Raw genomic sequence first — 15,564 nt, forward strand, 5'->3', positions numbered from 1 at the left:
CTTAACCTCCTTCCTGCTCATTTTCTAGCTTTATTTGCAACTTTTGAAGTTTTCTTAGCAATTCGACACGAACAGATTCCTTGCTTTCCTTCTCATCATCTGCCAGATCCTCATGCTTCGCTTCGGATTGCTGAAGTTCTTCCATTGCCATCATCACAAGCATTGTTTGACTTAAATGGGCTTCAGCCAAAGTATGACCTAAGCTTTCTTCCCATGGCACTTGAAGCTGGTACTGAAAACTAGTGATTTCCTCATGCAAATTTCTATTATCTTCTGATAACTGAGCAATTTCTTGCTGTAACACTGAACTTGCTAATTCGTGCTCACTACGCATGTGATCCATTCGTTCTCGTACCTGCAGCGGGTCATAGCCACGGATTGAACGTTTCACCATTTTGATCCCCCTTACGCGATTTCCTGACCACTACTTTGAAGCCAGTCTATATAGGCTTTACATTTATCAAGCTCCTGGAAGGATTGATCATACTCACCTAGCCTATTGAAAGCCCTCGCAATCTCCGTTAAAAGTACGGGCACATAACTAGAAATAGGCTTCTCTTTCACAGCAATACGGAATTGCAAAATTGCATCCCGATCCTGACCGATAGCCAATAAAGCGTACCCCCGATCCATGTGCAGCTTCTGCAAGTCGGCTGCAACTGGCTTTATACGTTCTACGACTCGTTCTTCGGCACGAGCAGCTAATTGTATATAGCTTTTTAGATGCAGATCCAAAACTTTTCCCAGCGTAAAGAAGTTCATGGCTCGTTCGCGTCCTTCACGCCCTAACGAGTGCCTCAGCTCCGGATTTTTCAACAGTTTAATCAACCCATCAGCAAGTGCTTGAGGATCTCTTGGCGGTACGATAATCCCCGTCTCACCGATGGCCTCACTTACTCCACCGACATCCGTTGCTACAATGGCCTTGCTTGACATCATGGCCTCTACAACTGAGTAGGGAAAAGCTTCTGATATACTAGATAATGCTACTACATCACCGCTTTGATAAGCGGCCGACATGTTACTGGTATGTCCTGCAAAAATGAATGAATCATTTAGATTCAACTGCTCACGAAGCGCTAAACATTCCTCATAATAAGCTTGAACGGAAACCGATCCGTACACGATAGCTTTCGCGTCTGGTAGAGTCTTACGAATAATTGAAAAGGCTCGAATGAATGTCAAAATATCTTTTAAAGGATCAATTCGAGCTATCATCGCGATAGTCGGATTGGCTTGAGGAGCGGATGGAACTTCGCTAAACACACGATCATCCACACCGTTATAAATCACCTTCACGTTTCTTGGCGATACCCCGAAACGCTTCTCCCAACGTGTATTATAATTACATACGGGTGACACTTGATCTGCCGTTGCATAATTGATTCCTACAACCGATTGAACGAAGCGTATTAGAAAGGTACTTAGAAAAGAGGAATACCCTTGTTTGGATACTGACAGATATTGTTCCCGTAAATAAACACCATGCTCCGTTAACAAATAGGGCGTTCCATATCTAAGCTTAGCTATCGCACAAGGAATTCCACAAAAAGCAGCAGCCGAGGAGTGGGTTACATGTACCTTTGGGATCGGTGTATTGACTATGTTTAAGAATCGATACAACCAACCAATACTTTGAATCATTCCATATACATCAGGTTGTGCTATTCGATTATTCGAATCACTGCAGAAGCCCAAAATCAGAGATTTATAGGTTTTCCATACTAGTTCGGACTTAAAGGTAGCCTTGTATTCATAAACTTGTAAATAATCATTAAGCGCTATCAAAATGCGACCAAAGTGCAAGGCATCCTTACGAGGTTTAACCACCTCTTCCACAAGATCCTGAAATATTGGTAAAAAATGCATCTTAATCACCGATTCATCTGTTCGCAGCTTAGCTCTTAATACTTGTGAAAAAGGAATATTTAAATGCTCCGCAGGTTCTTCTGTTCCCCATAGAGGCATTTTCACTACAGAAGCGTTATCAGGCAATGAGAATTTCTGAGTAATAAACGGATTGGCCAATACGCTGTAAATGATGTAATCAACATCAGGTAGCCTGCGAACTAATAAGTCGCACCACGTGCTGACCCCTCCCTGATAATAGGGATAAGTCCCTTCCGTCGTCAGTAGAATTTTCATATTACTGCCCATTTCGCACACACCTACTTTTAGTTAATACTCTTACGTACAAATATTGATTTTCAATATTTCTTTTACAAAAATAAAGTCGCTAATCTGCTTCCCATCTCCATCTATTATAGGCGACACTTTCTCCAATAGCTTATCAATAAATATGGAAACTACTCCATATAAAATTTCGACATAATTCGAGTTCCATGACTGCAATGAATACATCCGCTAATTGTCTATATGTGTTATCTACATTCAAAAATTCGTTGTATTCATTGAGGTTTCCTCTTTTTTTGATCTTAATTTATCCACGACAGTAATTCTTTAATTTAGCCCCGAAGAACTAGTTCCTATTACCTACATAGTATCATTAATAACAGTTCCCCTACAAGACGCCCCTTATAATTTTCTAGGCCACAAAAACAACATTACCTAACATTAAATGTACCAATTCGCCAAAAGAAGCCTTACTCCCTAAAGGAGCAAGGCTTCAATTCTATCAAACATAAGGCGGATCCCAAGCCTTCTTATCCCAACCAAGCGTATCACTTACCACATTCATCTCCCGGTCTAGCAGCACATTGACACCGAAAGGGAGCTTGCGTTTGTGCCAAAAGCGCACATCGCGCCACTGCACTTCATAACCGTCGTTCTTCTCTTTCCAACACACGTGAATCCGCTGCGCGAAGTGCAAGAAGGCACGAACGCCATCTGTTGCCATTGTAGCCTGAACAATAGGATGCGAATCGTTCTGATTGTAATCCGCTTTACTGTATTCCTCTTCAATTAAAACGCGACCATGCCGGATTTCTCCTAGATAGAAGCATGTGTCACCCTCAAGAACGAATTGCCATTGAAGCCAACTTAAACTCGGAATGAGATGACAGATGCCATCTGCGAGGTTCAATTCACTTTTTACGAGCTTAACGAATCGATTGCGCTGCGAGGCTCTTATAGCTATATAGAGGAAGGTTGCCGCATATATCAATGCGAACATTTCTCCGATATGGCTGCCACCATTTCCATGCCAGATGAACAACCATAGCAGGACTCCGAAGCCATGAAGACCAAATAAGAATGGTTCATAAAGACAGAGGGTGTCGAGATGGAACCATTTCTGTGAAAATGGACGAAAGCACTGGACGCCATACACATTGAACAAATCTAGAAATACGTGTAACACAACAGCTGCAAATGTCCATAGATATAAGCTAATCAGATGCTCCCATACACCAAACATGGCAGCAAGGGGCAGACTTAGAAGGATGGGCCAAATGAACAAAGCAGGCAACGAATGTGTGATCCCTCGATGAACGCGAACATAGTTTGCATATCCTCTCAGACGTGCCAAGGTATCAAAATCAGGGGCATGCGAGCCTATGAGTGTTCCTGCAAGTATGGCATGAGCCAGTGCAGGTTCCTGTGCGACGGCCGGTTCCAAACATGCTAATCCCGCTAAAGTGACGCCGAACAATAAGTGGCTTCCTGTGTCCATGTGTCGATCACCAATCCTTTTGGTCGTTGTGTGAATCATCCTGCTGCTTCCGTGGTCAAATCTATACTCCCGCTCACATCGTTACTTGTATTATTGGCAGCTGCTGATGGAAGCTTCTCCCATCGTTCATGAACATTAAACCAATAAAACCAAGCTGATGGCTTCTCACGGATAACCCGCTCCATGAACGCATTCAAAAGCAAGTTAGCTTCCTCACGTTCTGAACGTCCTGAACGTCCTGAACGCTCAAATTGTTCGTATAAATGCAGGGGAGTGCCAAAAACTAGCCGATGTTTAAACCCTTTGACACGATACCCGTAGAAGGGTACAACCGGCACATGATGATCAAGCGCTAACATGGCTGCACCTTCAGGCGTTCGAGTTAGTCGGTCAAATAGCCTGGATAATGGAAAGGTCGGTCTCCAGAAGTCACCAAGGATGAAAATAACACCGCCGCTCTGCACATGCTTTTTCAATGTACGATATAGCGCAAGCGGGGGGACACTATCGTAATCTAAGCCATTACAACCCATAGCGGCAAACTTCATATACAGGGGTTTAAGTTCGGGACTTCCCGCTGAAGCCACTGTTAAGCAATCAAATTTCTGTGTCAAATACCAATAATAGTTAAAAAAATTACCAACATGCGGTGCATAGACAATGAATCCCTTCCCCTTTGCTCGATGCTGTGCTTCTTGTAGATATTCCTCACCTTGCACGTCAAGGTGACTAGCATGAAGCTTTTCCAATCGAGCAGAAAGGAAAAGAATTTCATAAAGGGTATAGACTACATTTTGAACATATTGCTTGGAGATAGCCCTTAATGAACTCTTTGACATATCACCAAGTAAATCTATTAAATTGTGTTCTACTCGTTTTTGAAACCCTTTTCGGAATGCCCAATGAAGCGCAAACGCTAACATAGAACAAAATGCCGACATCATCCATATTGGAAAAACGCGCAGAACTCTCTCGATGCGATCTAACCTTCGTTCATTCAATGTCAGCTTGGAAATCCATTCGTACAAGGTAAGTCCTCCTTACCTGGTTAAGTAGTCAGAAAATGGCGTTTATAACGACGTGTTACCCGATCTTTTTGTAAAATAATAAAGAAATCAACGGTCTCAAACAACTCATCATAAGCCGGATCTCCGCCAATTTCTGCCCCGAGCCATTGATAGCCTTTCATAAGAGGCGGCAGTTTACGGAACAGCTCTTTTTCATTGGAAGCAATTTCAATTCGAGCAAGGCCAGGTATGCGATGCGTCGCAAGCGGTTCAATACCGAATCTGTCTGTTATCACCTGCTTTTGGCGCAGCATTGAGTAAATCAAATTTAGTTCCTCCAAATTGCCCACATGCACACTCGCACAACCAATTAAATGCGTATAGTTTCGCTCGCTTATATAACCAGCAATTCCTTCCCAAAGGAGTTGAATCGCTTTTCCACCTCGATATTCGGGAGCAATACAGCTCCGTCCAAGCTCCAGCGTTTGGCTTTTCAAATCAGAATATGCGGTTAGATCAAATTCTGTTTGGGAGTAAAATCCGATCCCGTTCAAAGCTCGATCCCCAGGCAGTAGCCGATAAGTACCGATCACTTGCTCGGTTTCGATATCTTTCACAATGAGATGATCACAATAATCGTCGTAGGCATCTTTCTCAAGCCCCTGCTCATTCAGCATCCTCATGTTCTTCTCTTCCTCGACGAAAACTTGATATCGTAGTCGCATAGCCTGCTCAATCTCTTGTGCGCTGCTTGCAAGCCTTACAGACAGCTTGGCATGCTGGGGCGCCGTATTCAGAAGTGGTCCACTCATCTTCCTCACGCCTTTCAACTGGAGTCTTATAACTCAAGGTTAGCAGAGGATTATTAAGTGTTCGTTTTCGTGTTATTAAGAATTTGTAATATTTCGTCAATGACGCATCCAAACATGTCATCATCATTATCTATATATTTTAGAATGAAAAAAAACAGAGCTCTTATTAAGAACTCTGTTTCTCAGCATGCACGGCATTATTTTAACCATATGTAAATGGGGATAAATAAAATCGAAGTCATAATCCCACAAATTCCCATGGATAGTCCAGCAAATCCTCCTTGCTGTTCAGAATCCTTGAATACTTTGGCTGTTCCAATGCCATGAGCCGCTGTTCCAATGCCATGAGCCGCTGTTCCAATGGCAATGCCGATCGAGATATCATCTCTAATTCTAAACCAACTCAAAATCCGAGTGCCGAACATACTACCCAGCAGCCCAGTTAAAGTGGTTAGTACCGCTGTTAATTCAGGAATCGCGCCTAATCGCGCGGCAATTTCAATGGAGATGGCCGAGCTTACCGATTTGGGAAGCATACTTAGGATAATGGACTGACTCCCTCCCAATAGCCCCACAATGGCTGCACTAGCTGCAATGCCCGTAATTGAACCCGCCAAAACACTTATCATGACACGCGCCAAATTTCTGCGTATTAATTCTTTATATTTGTAAAGAGGTACGCCTAACGCAACGGTTGCTGGCCCTAATAAAAGTGTTAGCACGTCGGCCCCTCGCTTAAAGTCCTCATAAGGAATACGAAAGCTTACTAATACAATAATAATGAACCCCGTACAACTAAATAGAGGATGCATAAACCGCCATCGTTGGTACAACAAATTGGCTAACGCATAGCTGATTACACTTAGTGAAAGACCAAACAATGGATGCTGCAGTATGCTATTCGCCATATTTGGTATTCTCCTGTCCTAACTTTGACGATACCCAACCAGTTACTACAAGAACAGCCACCGTTGCACCAACAGTCCCACCGCATATAGCAAGCCAATTAGCTCCAATGATCGGAATAAATGCTAGTACACCAACCGTAAACGGAATAAAAAATAGCATCATATGTCTCGTCAAAAGTGAAGCCGCTTCTTCTACCCAAGCCAATTTTATGACCTTAGTGAACAATGCCGCGGTAAAAAGAATGAGCCCGATCACGTTGCCTGGTAGGGGCAGGTGCAGGCTCATCTGAATCACATAACCTAAAAAATTAAAGCCTAATAATATAGCAAAACCGAGCATAAAATTCTCCATTCCAGCTGCTAGCAGCACTAACCTGAGTCTCTGTAATAATTTCGTATTTCCCTAAACATAACACAAAATATCGAGGACATAAAGATAGAAAGCAGCACTTCGGCAAGTGTAATTTCCATAGAATCACCTCGGTTGACATGGGATTATGTTAATTGTATGAGAGAAATCAGGGAAATTGACCTCTTTAACAATGAATAATCTGATTGACCTTGTGGAATCGTATAACAGGATGTCAATCTATCGTCTTAAGGGAGGGAAAAAATACTGTGGCAAAGCCAGACAATCGCGAAGATAATCCAGCCCGTTTGCAGAACGCCATCGATCATACGATAGCTAATTTGCACGAAGCTGAAGACTACTTGGACGAACATGCCGATGAAATAACTGCCGACGAAAAACAAAGCATCGAATCCAAGAATGAGCGCCGCAAAGAAAGTATCCGCGGCTTCATTGAGGAGAAAAAAGACGAAACGAACACATAAGCAAAGTGAGAAGCCCCATCCTTAATTGGAAGAGGCTTCTCTTTTTTCACCCTTTGCGCGGCACTTCAAAGCTCCAGAAATCTTTAGCTATGTAGCTGTTGCTGTGAATCTTCTGAGCCTCTTGCAGAAGCTCCATTACGGCATCCCCCTGATAGCGCGAGCTGATATGCGTCATGATCAGCGCATTCGCGCCCGCTTCCTGAGCAGTTCTTGCCGCATCGATTGAAGTGGCATGATCAAACGAATACGCAAGCTCCTGCTTATCCATAGCGAATGTAGCCTCGTGCACAAGCACATCAGCGCCTCGTGCCAAGTGCTGAGCCCCGCTGCAGTAGCGTGTATCACCTAGAATAACGATAATGCGCCCAGGTATCGGCGCCCCTAGAAAATCAGTCCCATGAAGCGTACGACCATCCTCCAACTGGACGGTTTGGCCTTGCTTCAATTTACCATAAATCGGACCTGCCGGAATGCCGAGTTCCGTTAGTTTGTCCTGCATCAGCTTGCCAGGTTGATCCTTCTCTATGATCCTGAAACCGAAGCATTCGATCCGATGCTCTAGTCGTGCTGTCTCTACTTGGAAGCTATCATCTTCGAAAATCAGACCTTCTTCCTCGATTTCCACGATCTGCAGCGCATACGTTAAATGAGCCCCGCTTACTGAGAGGGCCGTCTCAACAAAACTTTTAAGACCCCGCGGTCCATATAACGTAAGAGGTGTATCTCCACCTAAATAGGAACGACTCGTTAACAAACCAGGTAAACCGTACAAGTGATCACCATGCAGATGCGTGATGAAAAGCATTTCCGTTCGTCCCAATTTCACTGGAGAATTCAAAATCTGCTGTTGCGTCCCTTCGCCACAGTCGAACAGCCAGTAGGTTCCGCGTTCATCCAGCAAATTTAAAGCAATTGATGTGACATTTCGTTGTTTGGAGGGCATACCCGCCCCCGTGCCCAAAAAATACAAGTCCACGATCTAAACCCCATTCTATCTAAAATCACAATGCCAAAATGTAAAGCGAGGACGCCGACGGAACCGTATAGTCCGTACAAGCTGCCTCGCTTTTTACATAAACTTTCTATCCTACGTTAAAGTATCGAGCTTCCTTATGGGCAAATACGATTGCTGAAACCGATGCTTCCGGCTCCATCATGAACGACTCCGTCAACTCCACGCCAATATCCTCTGGCTTCAGCAGATTGAACAATTTCGCTTGGTCCTCGAGATTCGGACATGCCGGATAACCGAAGGAGAACCGTTGTCCCACATATTTGGCACCAAATCTCTCATGCATCGTCATATCTACACGATCGGCTATTCCCCAAACATCTCGCATGATGTGATGAATCCGCTCGGCAAAGCCTTCAGCCATTTCCAGTGCCGTTGCCTGAAGGGCATGGGATTTCAAATAATCCCCTTTATCCCGCCATTCTTTAGCCAACTCATTAATATCATGCCCTGCCGTCACCAGTAAGAAACCGACATAATCCATTTGACCGCTTTCTACGGACTTCAGGTAGTCGGATAAGCATAGGTAAGGCTCTTTATCCTGACGCGGGAAAGTGAAGGTTTCTAACACTTTACTGTGATCCTGAGGGTCATAGACGATGACATCGTTACCGCTGGATTGTGCTGGGAAGAAACGGTACATCCCGTGGGCTTTAATAATCCCATTGTGTTGTGCAGCATGGAGAATTGAATCCACTGTATCCTTAAGTTGAAGGGCTTTCGCATCTTTGTCGCTAAGCAGCTGCTCTACTTTACCTTTCAAACCAAGATGATGTCCTAGCAGCATCTGCATGTTGACATAAGGCATCAGATGGCTAATCGGGTAATCCCTCATGATATGGCGATCTGTATCCTGCGGCACTTGCACAGGAAGATCTTTGGAGACAGCAGACGAACTCACCCTTGTGAGCTGCGGCAGTTTCTCTTCCTTCTTCCCGGTATCCATTACATCGGATTCCAAGCTTTCTCTGAGCTCCTGAATGAGACGTTGTCGTTGTTCAGGGTCACTCAGTCGGTTGGCAATATCCAGTCCATCCATCGCGTCCTTCGCATAAAGTACGACACCCTCATACTCAGGCTGAATACGCGTTTTCGTGAATTTGCGAGTAAGCGCAGCCCCGCCGACCAAAATCGGTACATCCACACCTGCCGTGCGTAAATCTTGAGCCGTGATAACCATTTGCTGAGCCGATTTCACAAGTAATCCAGATAAACCAATCGCGTCCGGTAACTCTCTTCGATATGCTTCGATGATTTGATCCGGTGGTACTTTAATCCCAAGATTAATAATTTTATAGCCGTTATTCGAAAGGATGATTTCGACGAGATTTTTTCCAATATCGTGTACATCACCTTTGACCGTTGCTAAAATAATTTTCCCTTTTACGGCTGTTTCGGATTTCTCCATGAAAGGTTCCAAATAATTAACTGAAGCCTTCATTACTTCCGCGCTTTGTAAAACCTCAGCCACAATCAATTCATTGCCATTAAAGAGGCGTCCAACTTCCTCCATTCCCTTCATCAGAGGTCCGTTAATGACTTCAAGCGGCGAATAAGTCTGTAAAGCGATTTCCAAATCAGGGATCAACCCTTCTTTGGTCCCCTCCACGACATAAGAGGCAAGTCTTTCTTCCAGAGACAGATTCGAAATTTTCTCTTTCTTCTCCACTTTTTTCTCACGGAAATGGGCAACGAATTGTGCCAGTGTTTCATCATTCGTATTGTAAATAAGTTCTTCAGCCAATTGACGTTCTGTATCCGGGATAGATGCATAACGCTCCAGTTTTTCTGTATTCACAATGGCATAATCTAGGCCTGCCTTCGTACAATGGTACAGATAGACGGAGTTCAGCACTTCACGTCCTGCGTCAGGTAAACCAAAAGAGATATTACTTAAGCCAAGAATTGTTTTAGCAGCAGGATATTTTGCTTTAATCAGCTTGATGCCCTCAATCGTCTCAACGGCTGAACCGATATACTGCGGATCTCCAGAGCCTACTGGGAACATATTGGGATCAAAAATAATATCCTCAGGTTTCATGCCATACTTCTCAGTCAAAAGCTCGTAAGACCGAGTCGCGACTTCGATCTTCGCTTCACGCGATACAGCCTGACCTCGTTCATCGATAAGAATACAAACAACGGCAGCCCCGTAACGTTTGATTAAAGGTAAAATGGCTTCGAACTTCGTTTCGCCATCCTCCAAGTTGATGGAGTTAATGATCGCCTTACCTTGGGAGTACTTAAGTCCGAGCTCAATGATGTGGTCATATGTCGAGTCAATCATTAACGGAACTTTGACTTTTTTTACAACCTGCTGCATGAACTCTTCAACGGCATAAGCCTCGTCAATGTCTGTATCCTGCAGGTTAATATCAATAACATGAGCGCCGTTCTTAACTTGATTACGGGCAATTTCAGAACCCTCTTCAAACTTCCCTTCTTTAATCAGGCGTTTGAATTTTCGTGAACCCGAAATATTGGTCCGTTCGCCAACCATGATAGGACGATTTTCTGGCTCAATAAATAACGTTTCAATCCCTGAAACAGCCGGTAAATGCGTACCATATTGCGTTCTTGGCTTAAACTGAGAGAGTGTCTCCGCCATGGCTCGAATATGATCCGGCGTTGTACCACAACAACCACCGGCAATATTCAACCAGCCCTGCTCGGCAAATCCGGCCATCTTCTTAGCTAAAGATTCAGGGGACTCATGGTAATGTCCGTTCTCATCCGGCAAACCGGCATTCGGATAACAACTAATCGCTGTTTCCGCAATATCAGACAGCGTACGGATATGATCTCTCATAAATTCAGGACCTGTAGCACAGTTCAAACCCATTGAAATAGGCTTCAAATGTTCCAACGAAATATAAAAGGATTCAATATTTTGCCCGGCTAATGTTGTACCCATCGGTTCAATCGTTCCCGAGATCATAATCGGAAGTTCAACACCCAATGTTTCATATGCTCTGCGAATCCCGATACTGCCAGCTTTTACGTTCAAAGTGTCTTGGGAAGTTTCCAAAAGGAGTGCATCTACGCCTGCCTCGACGAGAGCTAACGCTTGCTCATAATAGCTTTCCTCTAATTGAGCGAATGTGACTCCACCAGTTACCGACAACGTCTTTGTCGTTGGACCCATAGCTCCGATAACATAACGAGGCCACTCCGGTGTTGAATATTTATTCGCTGCTTCGATAGCCAGTTTGGCTGCCGCAAGATTTAATTCGCGATGACGGTCTTGCAAATCATATTCTGCGAGCACCACACTCGTGCTCCCGAATGTGTTTGTTTCTATCATATCAGCGCCCGCGGCGAAGTAAGCTTCATGAATTTTGCGAATTACATCCGGTCGTGTAACACAAAGAATTTCATTACATCCGTCCAGATCATCGCTGCCGAAATCTTCAGCGGTTAAGTTCTCTTGCTGAATCATTGTACCCATGGCACCATCTAGGATCATGATCTTCTTTTTAAGCTGCTCTTGTATCGGTGTTTTGATCATTGCATGACTCCCTTTCAACTTATCCAACGCTATTGACAATAAAAAAAAACGACAAATTATGTTATGTTTTAGTGTAACAGAATCCGGCTTCTATGAAAAGAATTTGAATTATCATATTTACCTATAGGTTTTATCGGAAATTCTTATGTTCAACCATCGACAGCTAGCTATATTTCCACTATAATACAAGTATATTTACTCAGAAAGAGGGATGTAGCGTGGCACAAATTAGAATTCGCAATACGAATGAACGTATAGAAGGCGAAGAGCAAGTCAAAGCCTTTTTGGATAGTCAAAATGTTGTTTATGAACACTGGGATGCGAACAAACTTCCAGAAACACTGCGTGAGAAATTTATTCTAAGTGATGACGAGAAAGCGCAAATTATTAGCACTTATGAAGAAGAAATTCGTGATTTAGCTGCTAGACGCGGTTATGAAATTTGGGATGTTATCGCGCTTTCCGATTCAACGCCTAACATTGAAGAACTGCTGAAGAAATTCGAACAAGTACACACCCATACGGAAGATGAAATCCGCGCAATCGTTTCTGGACGAGGGATTTTCATTATCAAATCCGAAAGCGAAGTTGGCTATTTTGACGTTGAACTTGAACCAGGCGATGTGATCTCTGTTCCTGAAAACACGAACCATTTTTTCACACTAATGGAGAATCGTGAAATCGTTGCCGTTCGTCTCTTCATCGAAAAAGATGGCTGGGTTGCTTATAACATTGATGATCCAGAATTTATTAAAGCTTAATCTATTATATGAACAAAAAAACCCAACTGAGCTGGACTTACCGTCCTATGCATCCGTTGGGTTTTTGATTATTTCATGTTATCCGTTCGTAATAATCGTCAAAATATCTTGAAGACGGGAAACCTCATACGCAGGAACAATCTCATCTCCACTTTGAAGTCCATGATGATTAATCCAAATATTGCGCATACCTACGCTGCCAGAACCTAGGATATCGGTTGTCAATTTATCTCCGATCATGATGCCTTCCTCTGCTTCTATTCCAAGTAGTCCAAGTGCATGGTTAAAAATGGACTTCGCTGGCTTACCTACTCCAAATTCACCAGAGATCACGATATGATCAAAGTATGGTGCGATATTTGGGACACCTGCTAATTTTTCCTTTTGTAGATCTGGCGAACCATTCGTTAACAACAGCAATTGATAGCTGCCTTTTAAAGCATCCAATACTCGGAACGTTTCCTCATATACGTAAGGACGACGTCGGCGTTCTGCTGGAAAAAGTTCACCAAGCTTATACCCGAGCTCACGATCCTCTATCCCTAACGCTGCAAGCCCTCTTGTCCAAGACTCCGTACGATATCCTGGCGCTAATTTCTCAAGCTTACGAAAGTTCTCATTTTCACCTTGCGTGAAGTTCGCCCATAAGCCTTCGAATGGATTAATACCAATCATTTTCGTGAATTCAAAGGTTTCAAAAGATTCATATAAAGAACGAGCTTCTTTGCGAACAGAAGCTTCCAATTCTTCGGGATTCACGGCTACATGCTTTGCAGCTTCCGCACATGTCGCTTTAAAAGCTTCCTGCACACTGCGATCATCCCACAGAAGCGTATCATCTAGATCAAAAAGTACGGCTTTCAACGTCATCATTCATTTCCCCTTTTGAATGTTGTATCTATAATGAGCAGCGATTACTCTTCGTCCGTAAACTTGATGGAATCAAGTTGAACTTTAAGATTGCCACGGAATGCTTCAATATATTTCTTTCTGAGTTCGTTGCGCTCATCGATTTCCGCGTCTGTTAAGCCAACTGTTTTCGCTTTACGAGCAAGCTCATTAATACGTTCGATAGTTTGTTCCATGTTGTCACTCATTGTGATCCTCCCAGTCAAAAATTCAATATGAGTACTACTTTGCCATCCCTATTAAGGAATGTCAAGAGACAACAAAAAGAGGCATAGGAACATGTCCGAGCCTCATCATATTTAGATTCTATCAGGAAAGCATAATGAAATTAAGGAAGCAATAAAACCTGTCCTTCTTCAAGGGAGCTCGTGGTTAAATGATTGATTGTCTTCAATTTATCAACATAAGAACGAATGTTCTCATTTCCTTTTTTGTGAGTGGAAGCAACATCCCAAAGAGTGTCTCCGCGTTGAATGACGACTTGATCTTGTACGACTGCTTTAGGAGAAGAGTTAATAGAATTAACGGAAACTGGGGTTTTTGCAGTTGCTGCCCCATCCCCTGCATAGGCTTGAACCATAGCACCGAATGAAAACACAGTACCTAGAATAACTGCTAATAGGACGAAGCGAACAATCGCTTTGGTATAACTAGAATTAAATGTCATCCCTTTGGATGTGCTAGCAGATCTATGAGGTGTGTGTGTTGAATTAGTGTTTGAATAAGCCATATACATGAGTAATCATCCCCCAAACGTTTGTTCTGTTATTAGAATAACACGAACACATGTTTGAGTCAACCCTTTTCTCGAACTTATGTTTGTACGAACTCGGGTTCTATGTTATACTTTGGGTAATGATTCCCAGTATTGGAGTGATAACTATTGAGTAAGATTTCGCAGCGTCAACAAGCTATATTGGAATTCATTAAGAATGAAGTGAAAGATAAGGGTTATCCACCTTCCGTTAGAGAAATCGGTGAAGCAGTTGGACTAGCTTCTAGTTCTACAGTGCACGGGCATTTAGAGCGTCTTGAGAAGAAAGGTATGATTCGTCGAGATCCTACTAAGCCTCGTGCTATTGAAATTCTAGGACTTGACGGTGCTGAAACGCATTTTGCAGTTTCTGTAGCTCGTGTACCTCTCGTTGGTAAAGTTACAGCAGGTGTGCCTATTACAGCAACTGAGAACATTGAAGACTATTTCCCTCTTCCCGTCAGCATGGTAGGAGATAATAATGTGTTCATGCTTAGCGTCATGGGTGACAGTATGATCGAAGCCGGCATTCATAATGGCGATTATGTCATCGTTAAGCAGCAGCAAACCGCGAATAACGGGGACATTGTTGTAGCGATGACTGAAGATGATGAAGCAACGGTGAAACGCTTTTACAAGGAAAAGGATCATATTCGTCTTCAACCAGAGAACTCGGCTTTGAAGCCTATCCTTTTGAAACATGTTACGATTCTTGGCCGTGTCATTGGTTTGTTCCGGGATATGTAATAGTTCTACAGCCCTTATTCTACCTACAATACCAATGAGAAAGAACCGAGAGGACAATCGTCCCTCGGTTCTTTTGGATTTAAACAGTTAAAAAGCATGGAGCTTTGGATTAGTAGAGAAACTTGAAAAATAGTAGGCCGACCGATCCAAAAATGGATTTTCAAAGTTAATGATATTGGCTTTAATCTCGCCATAGCCATGAAGGCTGAACGTGGATTCAGGATTCAGATAAGAGTCTTTAGAGACTGCTATTACGCCATTAAAATCGCATTTTGCGGAATTAGGAGCTTCTAGAGGCTTCTATTCGGTAATATTTGGCCCCAAATTGCTTCAATTTTAATGAATAGGAGTCTTTAAGAGTACGTTTCACAATGTAATTTATTTGAGAATCTGCTTCTCCAATTTGAATCGGTACTTTTCAAAAAAATTAAGCAGAAAGCTGAGGGGTATTCATTGCTTGGTTAATTCGATCAACTGAAAGTTTACAGGATGTATAAAGTAAGCAGGCTAACTCCATATGCATTTTGGCTTTTTTACCTCCACGATGACGAACATTATCAAGTTGGAACTGTCCTTTGAGATAGGCAAATACACGTTCAACAGCTGTTCGTTGATCATACAGTTTCTCATGGGCTTCACTACCCCGTGCTGGAAACGTGTACTTGCGGCGATTATCGGATA

At 43.1% G+C, this 15,564-nt stretch carries 16 protein-coding genes; 3 read left to right on the plus strand and 13 right to left on the minus strand.

Annotation, left to right across the window (positions count from 1 at the left end; all coding sequences use genetic code 11):
* Nucleotide 1: 1 nt before the first annotated feature.
* The 7 genes from G519_RS0118470 to G519_RS0118500 all read right to left on the minus strand — a co-directional run bounded on the left by G519_RS0118470 (nucleotide 2) and on the right by G519_RS0118500 (nucleotide 6,698).
* Nucleotides 2-394 carry a hypothetical protein gene (locus G519_RS0118470; RefSeq protein ID WP_029195971.1) on the minus strand — a complete coding sequence of 131 codons (393 nt, stop codon included), beginning with the start codon at nucleotides 392-394 and terminating at the stop codon, nucleotides 2-4.
* An 11-nt stretch (nucleotides 395-405) separates the two neighbouring features.
* On the minus strand, nucleotides 406-2,157 hold the full coding sequence (pelF, locus tag G519_RS43585; RefSeq protein WP_051253498.1) for a GT4 family glycosyltransferase PelF: 1,752 nt from the start codon (nucleotides 2,155-2,157) through the stop codon (nucleotides 406-408).
* Nucleotides 2,158-2,635: 478 nt separating this feature from the next.
* Complete coding sequence (locus G519_RS0118480) at nucleotides 2,636-3,631, minus strand: metal-dependent hydrolase (RefSeq protein ID WP_029195972.1); 996 nt, start codon at nucleotides 3,629-3,631, stop codon at nucleotides 2,636-2,638.
* Nucleotides 3,632-3,666: 35 nt separating this feature from the next.
* On the minus strand, nucleotides 3,667-4,659 hold the full coding sequence (locus tag G519_RS43590) for a lysophospholipid acyltransferase family protein (protein WP_051253499.1): 993 nt from the start codon (nucleotides 4,657-4,659) through the stop codon (nucleotides 3,667-3,669).
* Between the two features lie 20 nt (nucleotides 4,660-4,679).
* Nucleotides 4,680-5,450, minus strand: coding sequence for a GNAT family N-acetyltransferase (locus G519_RS0118490; RefSeq protein WP_036633361.1), 771 nt, complete (start codon nucleotides 5,448-5,450; stop codon nucleotides 4,680-4,682).
* A 197-nt stretch (nucleotides 5,451-5,647) separates the two neighbouring features.
* Complete coding sequence (locus tag G519_RS0118495) at nucleotides 5,648-6,358, minus strand: LrgB family protein (RefSeq protein ID WP_029195974.1); 711 nt, start codon at nucleotides 6,356-6,358, stop codon at nucleotides 5,648-5,650.
* Nucleotides 6,348-6,698 carry a CidA/LrgA family protein gene (locus tag G519_RS0118500; RefSeq protein WP_029195975.1) on the minus strand — a complete coding sequence of 117 codons (351 nt, stop codon included), beginning with the start codon at nucleotides 6,696-6,698 and terminating at the stop codon, nucleotides 6,348-6,350. Before G519_RS0118500 ends, G519_RS0118495 begins: the two co-directional genes overlap by 11 nt.
* A 278-nt stretch (nucleotides 6,699-6,976) precedes the next feature.
* Here G519_RS0118500 and tlp point away from each other — a divergent pair, with 278 nt between their 5' ends.
* Nucleotides 6,977-7,192 (plus strand): small acid-soluble spore protein Tlp, encoded by a 216-nt coding sequence (gene tlp, locus G519_RS0118505; protein ID WP_029195976.1) that lies wholly within the window; start codon nucleotides 6,977-6,979, stop codon nucleotides 7,190-7,192.
* Between the two features lie 46 nt (nucleotides 7,193-7,238).
* Here the strand turns inward: tlp and rnz are convergent, their stop codons facing one another.
* Both rnz and metH read right to left on the minus strand, forming a co-directional pair.
* Nucleotides 7,239-8,168, minus strand: a complete 930-nt coding sequence (gene rnz / locus G519_RS0118510; RefSeq protein WP_029195977.1) for a ribonuclease Z — start codon at nucleotides 8,166-8,168, stop codon at nucleotides 7,239-7,241.
* A 106-nt stretch (nucleotides 8,169-8,274) separates the two neighbouring features.
* Complete coding sequence (gene metH / locus G519_RS0118515) at nucleotides 8,275-11,712, minus strand: methionine synthase (RefSeq protein ID WP_029195978.1); 3,438 nt, start codon at nucleotides 11,710-11,712, stop codon at nucleotides 8,275-8,277.
* Nucleotides 11,713-11,930: 218 nt separating this feature from the next.
* Here metH and G519_RS0118520 point away from each other — a divergent pair, with 218 nt between their 5' ends.
* Nucleotides 11,931-12,473, plus strand: a complete 543-nt coding sequence (locus G519_RS0118520) for a 1,2-dihydroxy-3-keto-5-methylthiopentene dioxygenase (RefSeq protein WP_029195979.1) — start codon at nucleotides 11,931-11,933, stop codon at nucleotides 12,471-12,473.
* 78 nt (nucleotides 12,474-12,551) lie between these two features.
* On the opposite strand, the gene G519_RS0118525 is transcribed toward G519_RS0118520, so the two are convergent.
* The 3 genes from G519_RS0118525 to G519_RS49060 form a co-directional block, all read right to left on the minus strand.
* Nucleotides 12,552-13,343, minus strand: a complete 792-nt coding sequence (locus tag G519_RS0118525; RefSeq protein WP_029195980.1) for an HAD family hydrolase — start codon at nucleotides 13,341-13,343, stop codon at nucleotides 12,552-12,554.
* A 44-nt stretch (nucleotides 13,344-13,387) separates the two neighbouring features.
* Nucleotides 13,388-13,570 carry a DUF896 domain-containing protein gene (locus tag G519_RS0118530; RefSeq protein WP_029195981.1) on the minus strand — a complete coding sequence of 61 codons (183 nt, stop codon included), beginning with the start codon at nucleotides 13,568-13,570 and terminating at the stop codon, nucleotides 13,388-13,390.
* Between the two features lie 140 nt (nucleotides 13,571-13,710).
* Nucleotides 13,711-14,118: a LysM peptidoglycan-binding domain-containing protein gene (locus G519_RS49060; protein ID WP_051253500.1), complete on the minus strand. Its 408-nt coding sequence runs from the start codon at nucleotides 14,116-14,118 to the stop codon at nucleotides 13,711-13,713.
* 147 nt (nucleotides 14,119-14,265) lie between these two features.
* On the opposite strand from G519_RS49060, the gene lexA reads away from it, so the two are divergent.
* Nucleotides 14,266-14,883 (plus strand): transcriptional repressor LexA, encoded by a 618-nt coding sequence (gene lexA, locus G519_RS0118540; RefSeq protein ID WP_029195983.1) that lies wholly within the window; start codon nucleotides 14,266-14,268, stop codon nucleotides 14,881-14,883.
* 427 nt (nucleotides 14,884-15,310) lie between these two features.
* Here lexA and G519_RS0118545 read toward each other — a convergent pair.
* Nucleotides 15,311-15,564: transposase (locus G519_RS0118545; RefSeq protein ID WP_029195984.1), on the minus strand; the 254-nt coding region annotated here is incomplete at its 5' end.

It is taken from the genome of Paenibacillus alginolyticus DSM 5050 = NBRC 15375 (assembly GCF_000422905.1).
Taxonomy (GTDB): Bacteria; Bacillota; Bacilli; order Paenibacillales; family NBRC-103111; genus Paenibacillus_E; species Paenibacillus_E alginolyticus.

Coding starts and splice junctions, on each gene's coding strand:
- G519_RS0118480 (WP_029195972.1), bottom strand. CDS start 3,631: ATGGACACAGGAAGCCACTTATTGTTCGGCGTCACTTTAGCGGGATTA.
- G519_RS0118495 (WP_029195974.1), bottom strand. CDS start 6,358: ATGGCGAATAGCATACTGCAGCATCCATTGTTTGGTCTTTCACTAAGT.
- G519_RS0118500 (WP_029195975.1), bottom strand. CDS start 6,698: ATGCTCGGTTTTGCTATATTATTAGGCTTTAATTTTTTAGGTTATGTG.
- G519_RS0118525 (WP_029195980.1), bottom strand. CDS start 13,343: ATGACGTTGAAAGCCGTACTTTTTGATCTAGATGATACGCTTCTGTGG.
- metH (WP_029195978.1), bottom strand. CDS start 11,712: ATGATCAAAACACCGATACAAGAGCAGCTTAAAAAGAAGATCATGATC.
- G519_RS0118490 (WP_036633361.1), bottom strand. CDS start 5,450: ATGAGTGGACCACTTCTGAATACGGCGCCCCAGCATGCCAAGCTGTCT.
- pelF (WP_051253498.1), bottom strand. CDS start 2,157: ATGGGCAGTAATATGAAAATTCTACTGACGACGGAAGGGACTTATCCC.
- G519_RS0118530 (WP_029195981.1), bottom strand. CDS start 13,570: ATGAGTGACAACATGGAACAAACTATCGAACGTATTAATGAGCTTGCT.
- G519_RS49060 (WP_051253500.1), bottom strand. CDS start 14,118: ATGTATATGGCTTATTCAAACACTAATTCAACACACACACCTCATAGA.
- G519_RS0118470 (WP_029195971.1), bottom strand. CDS start 394: ATGGTGAAACGTTCAATCCGTGGCTATGACCCGCTGCAGGTACGAGAA.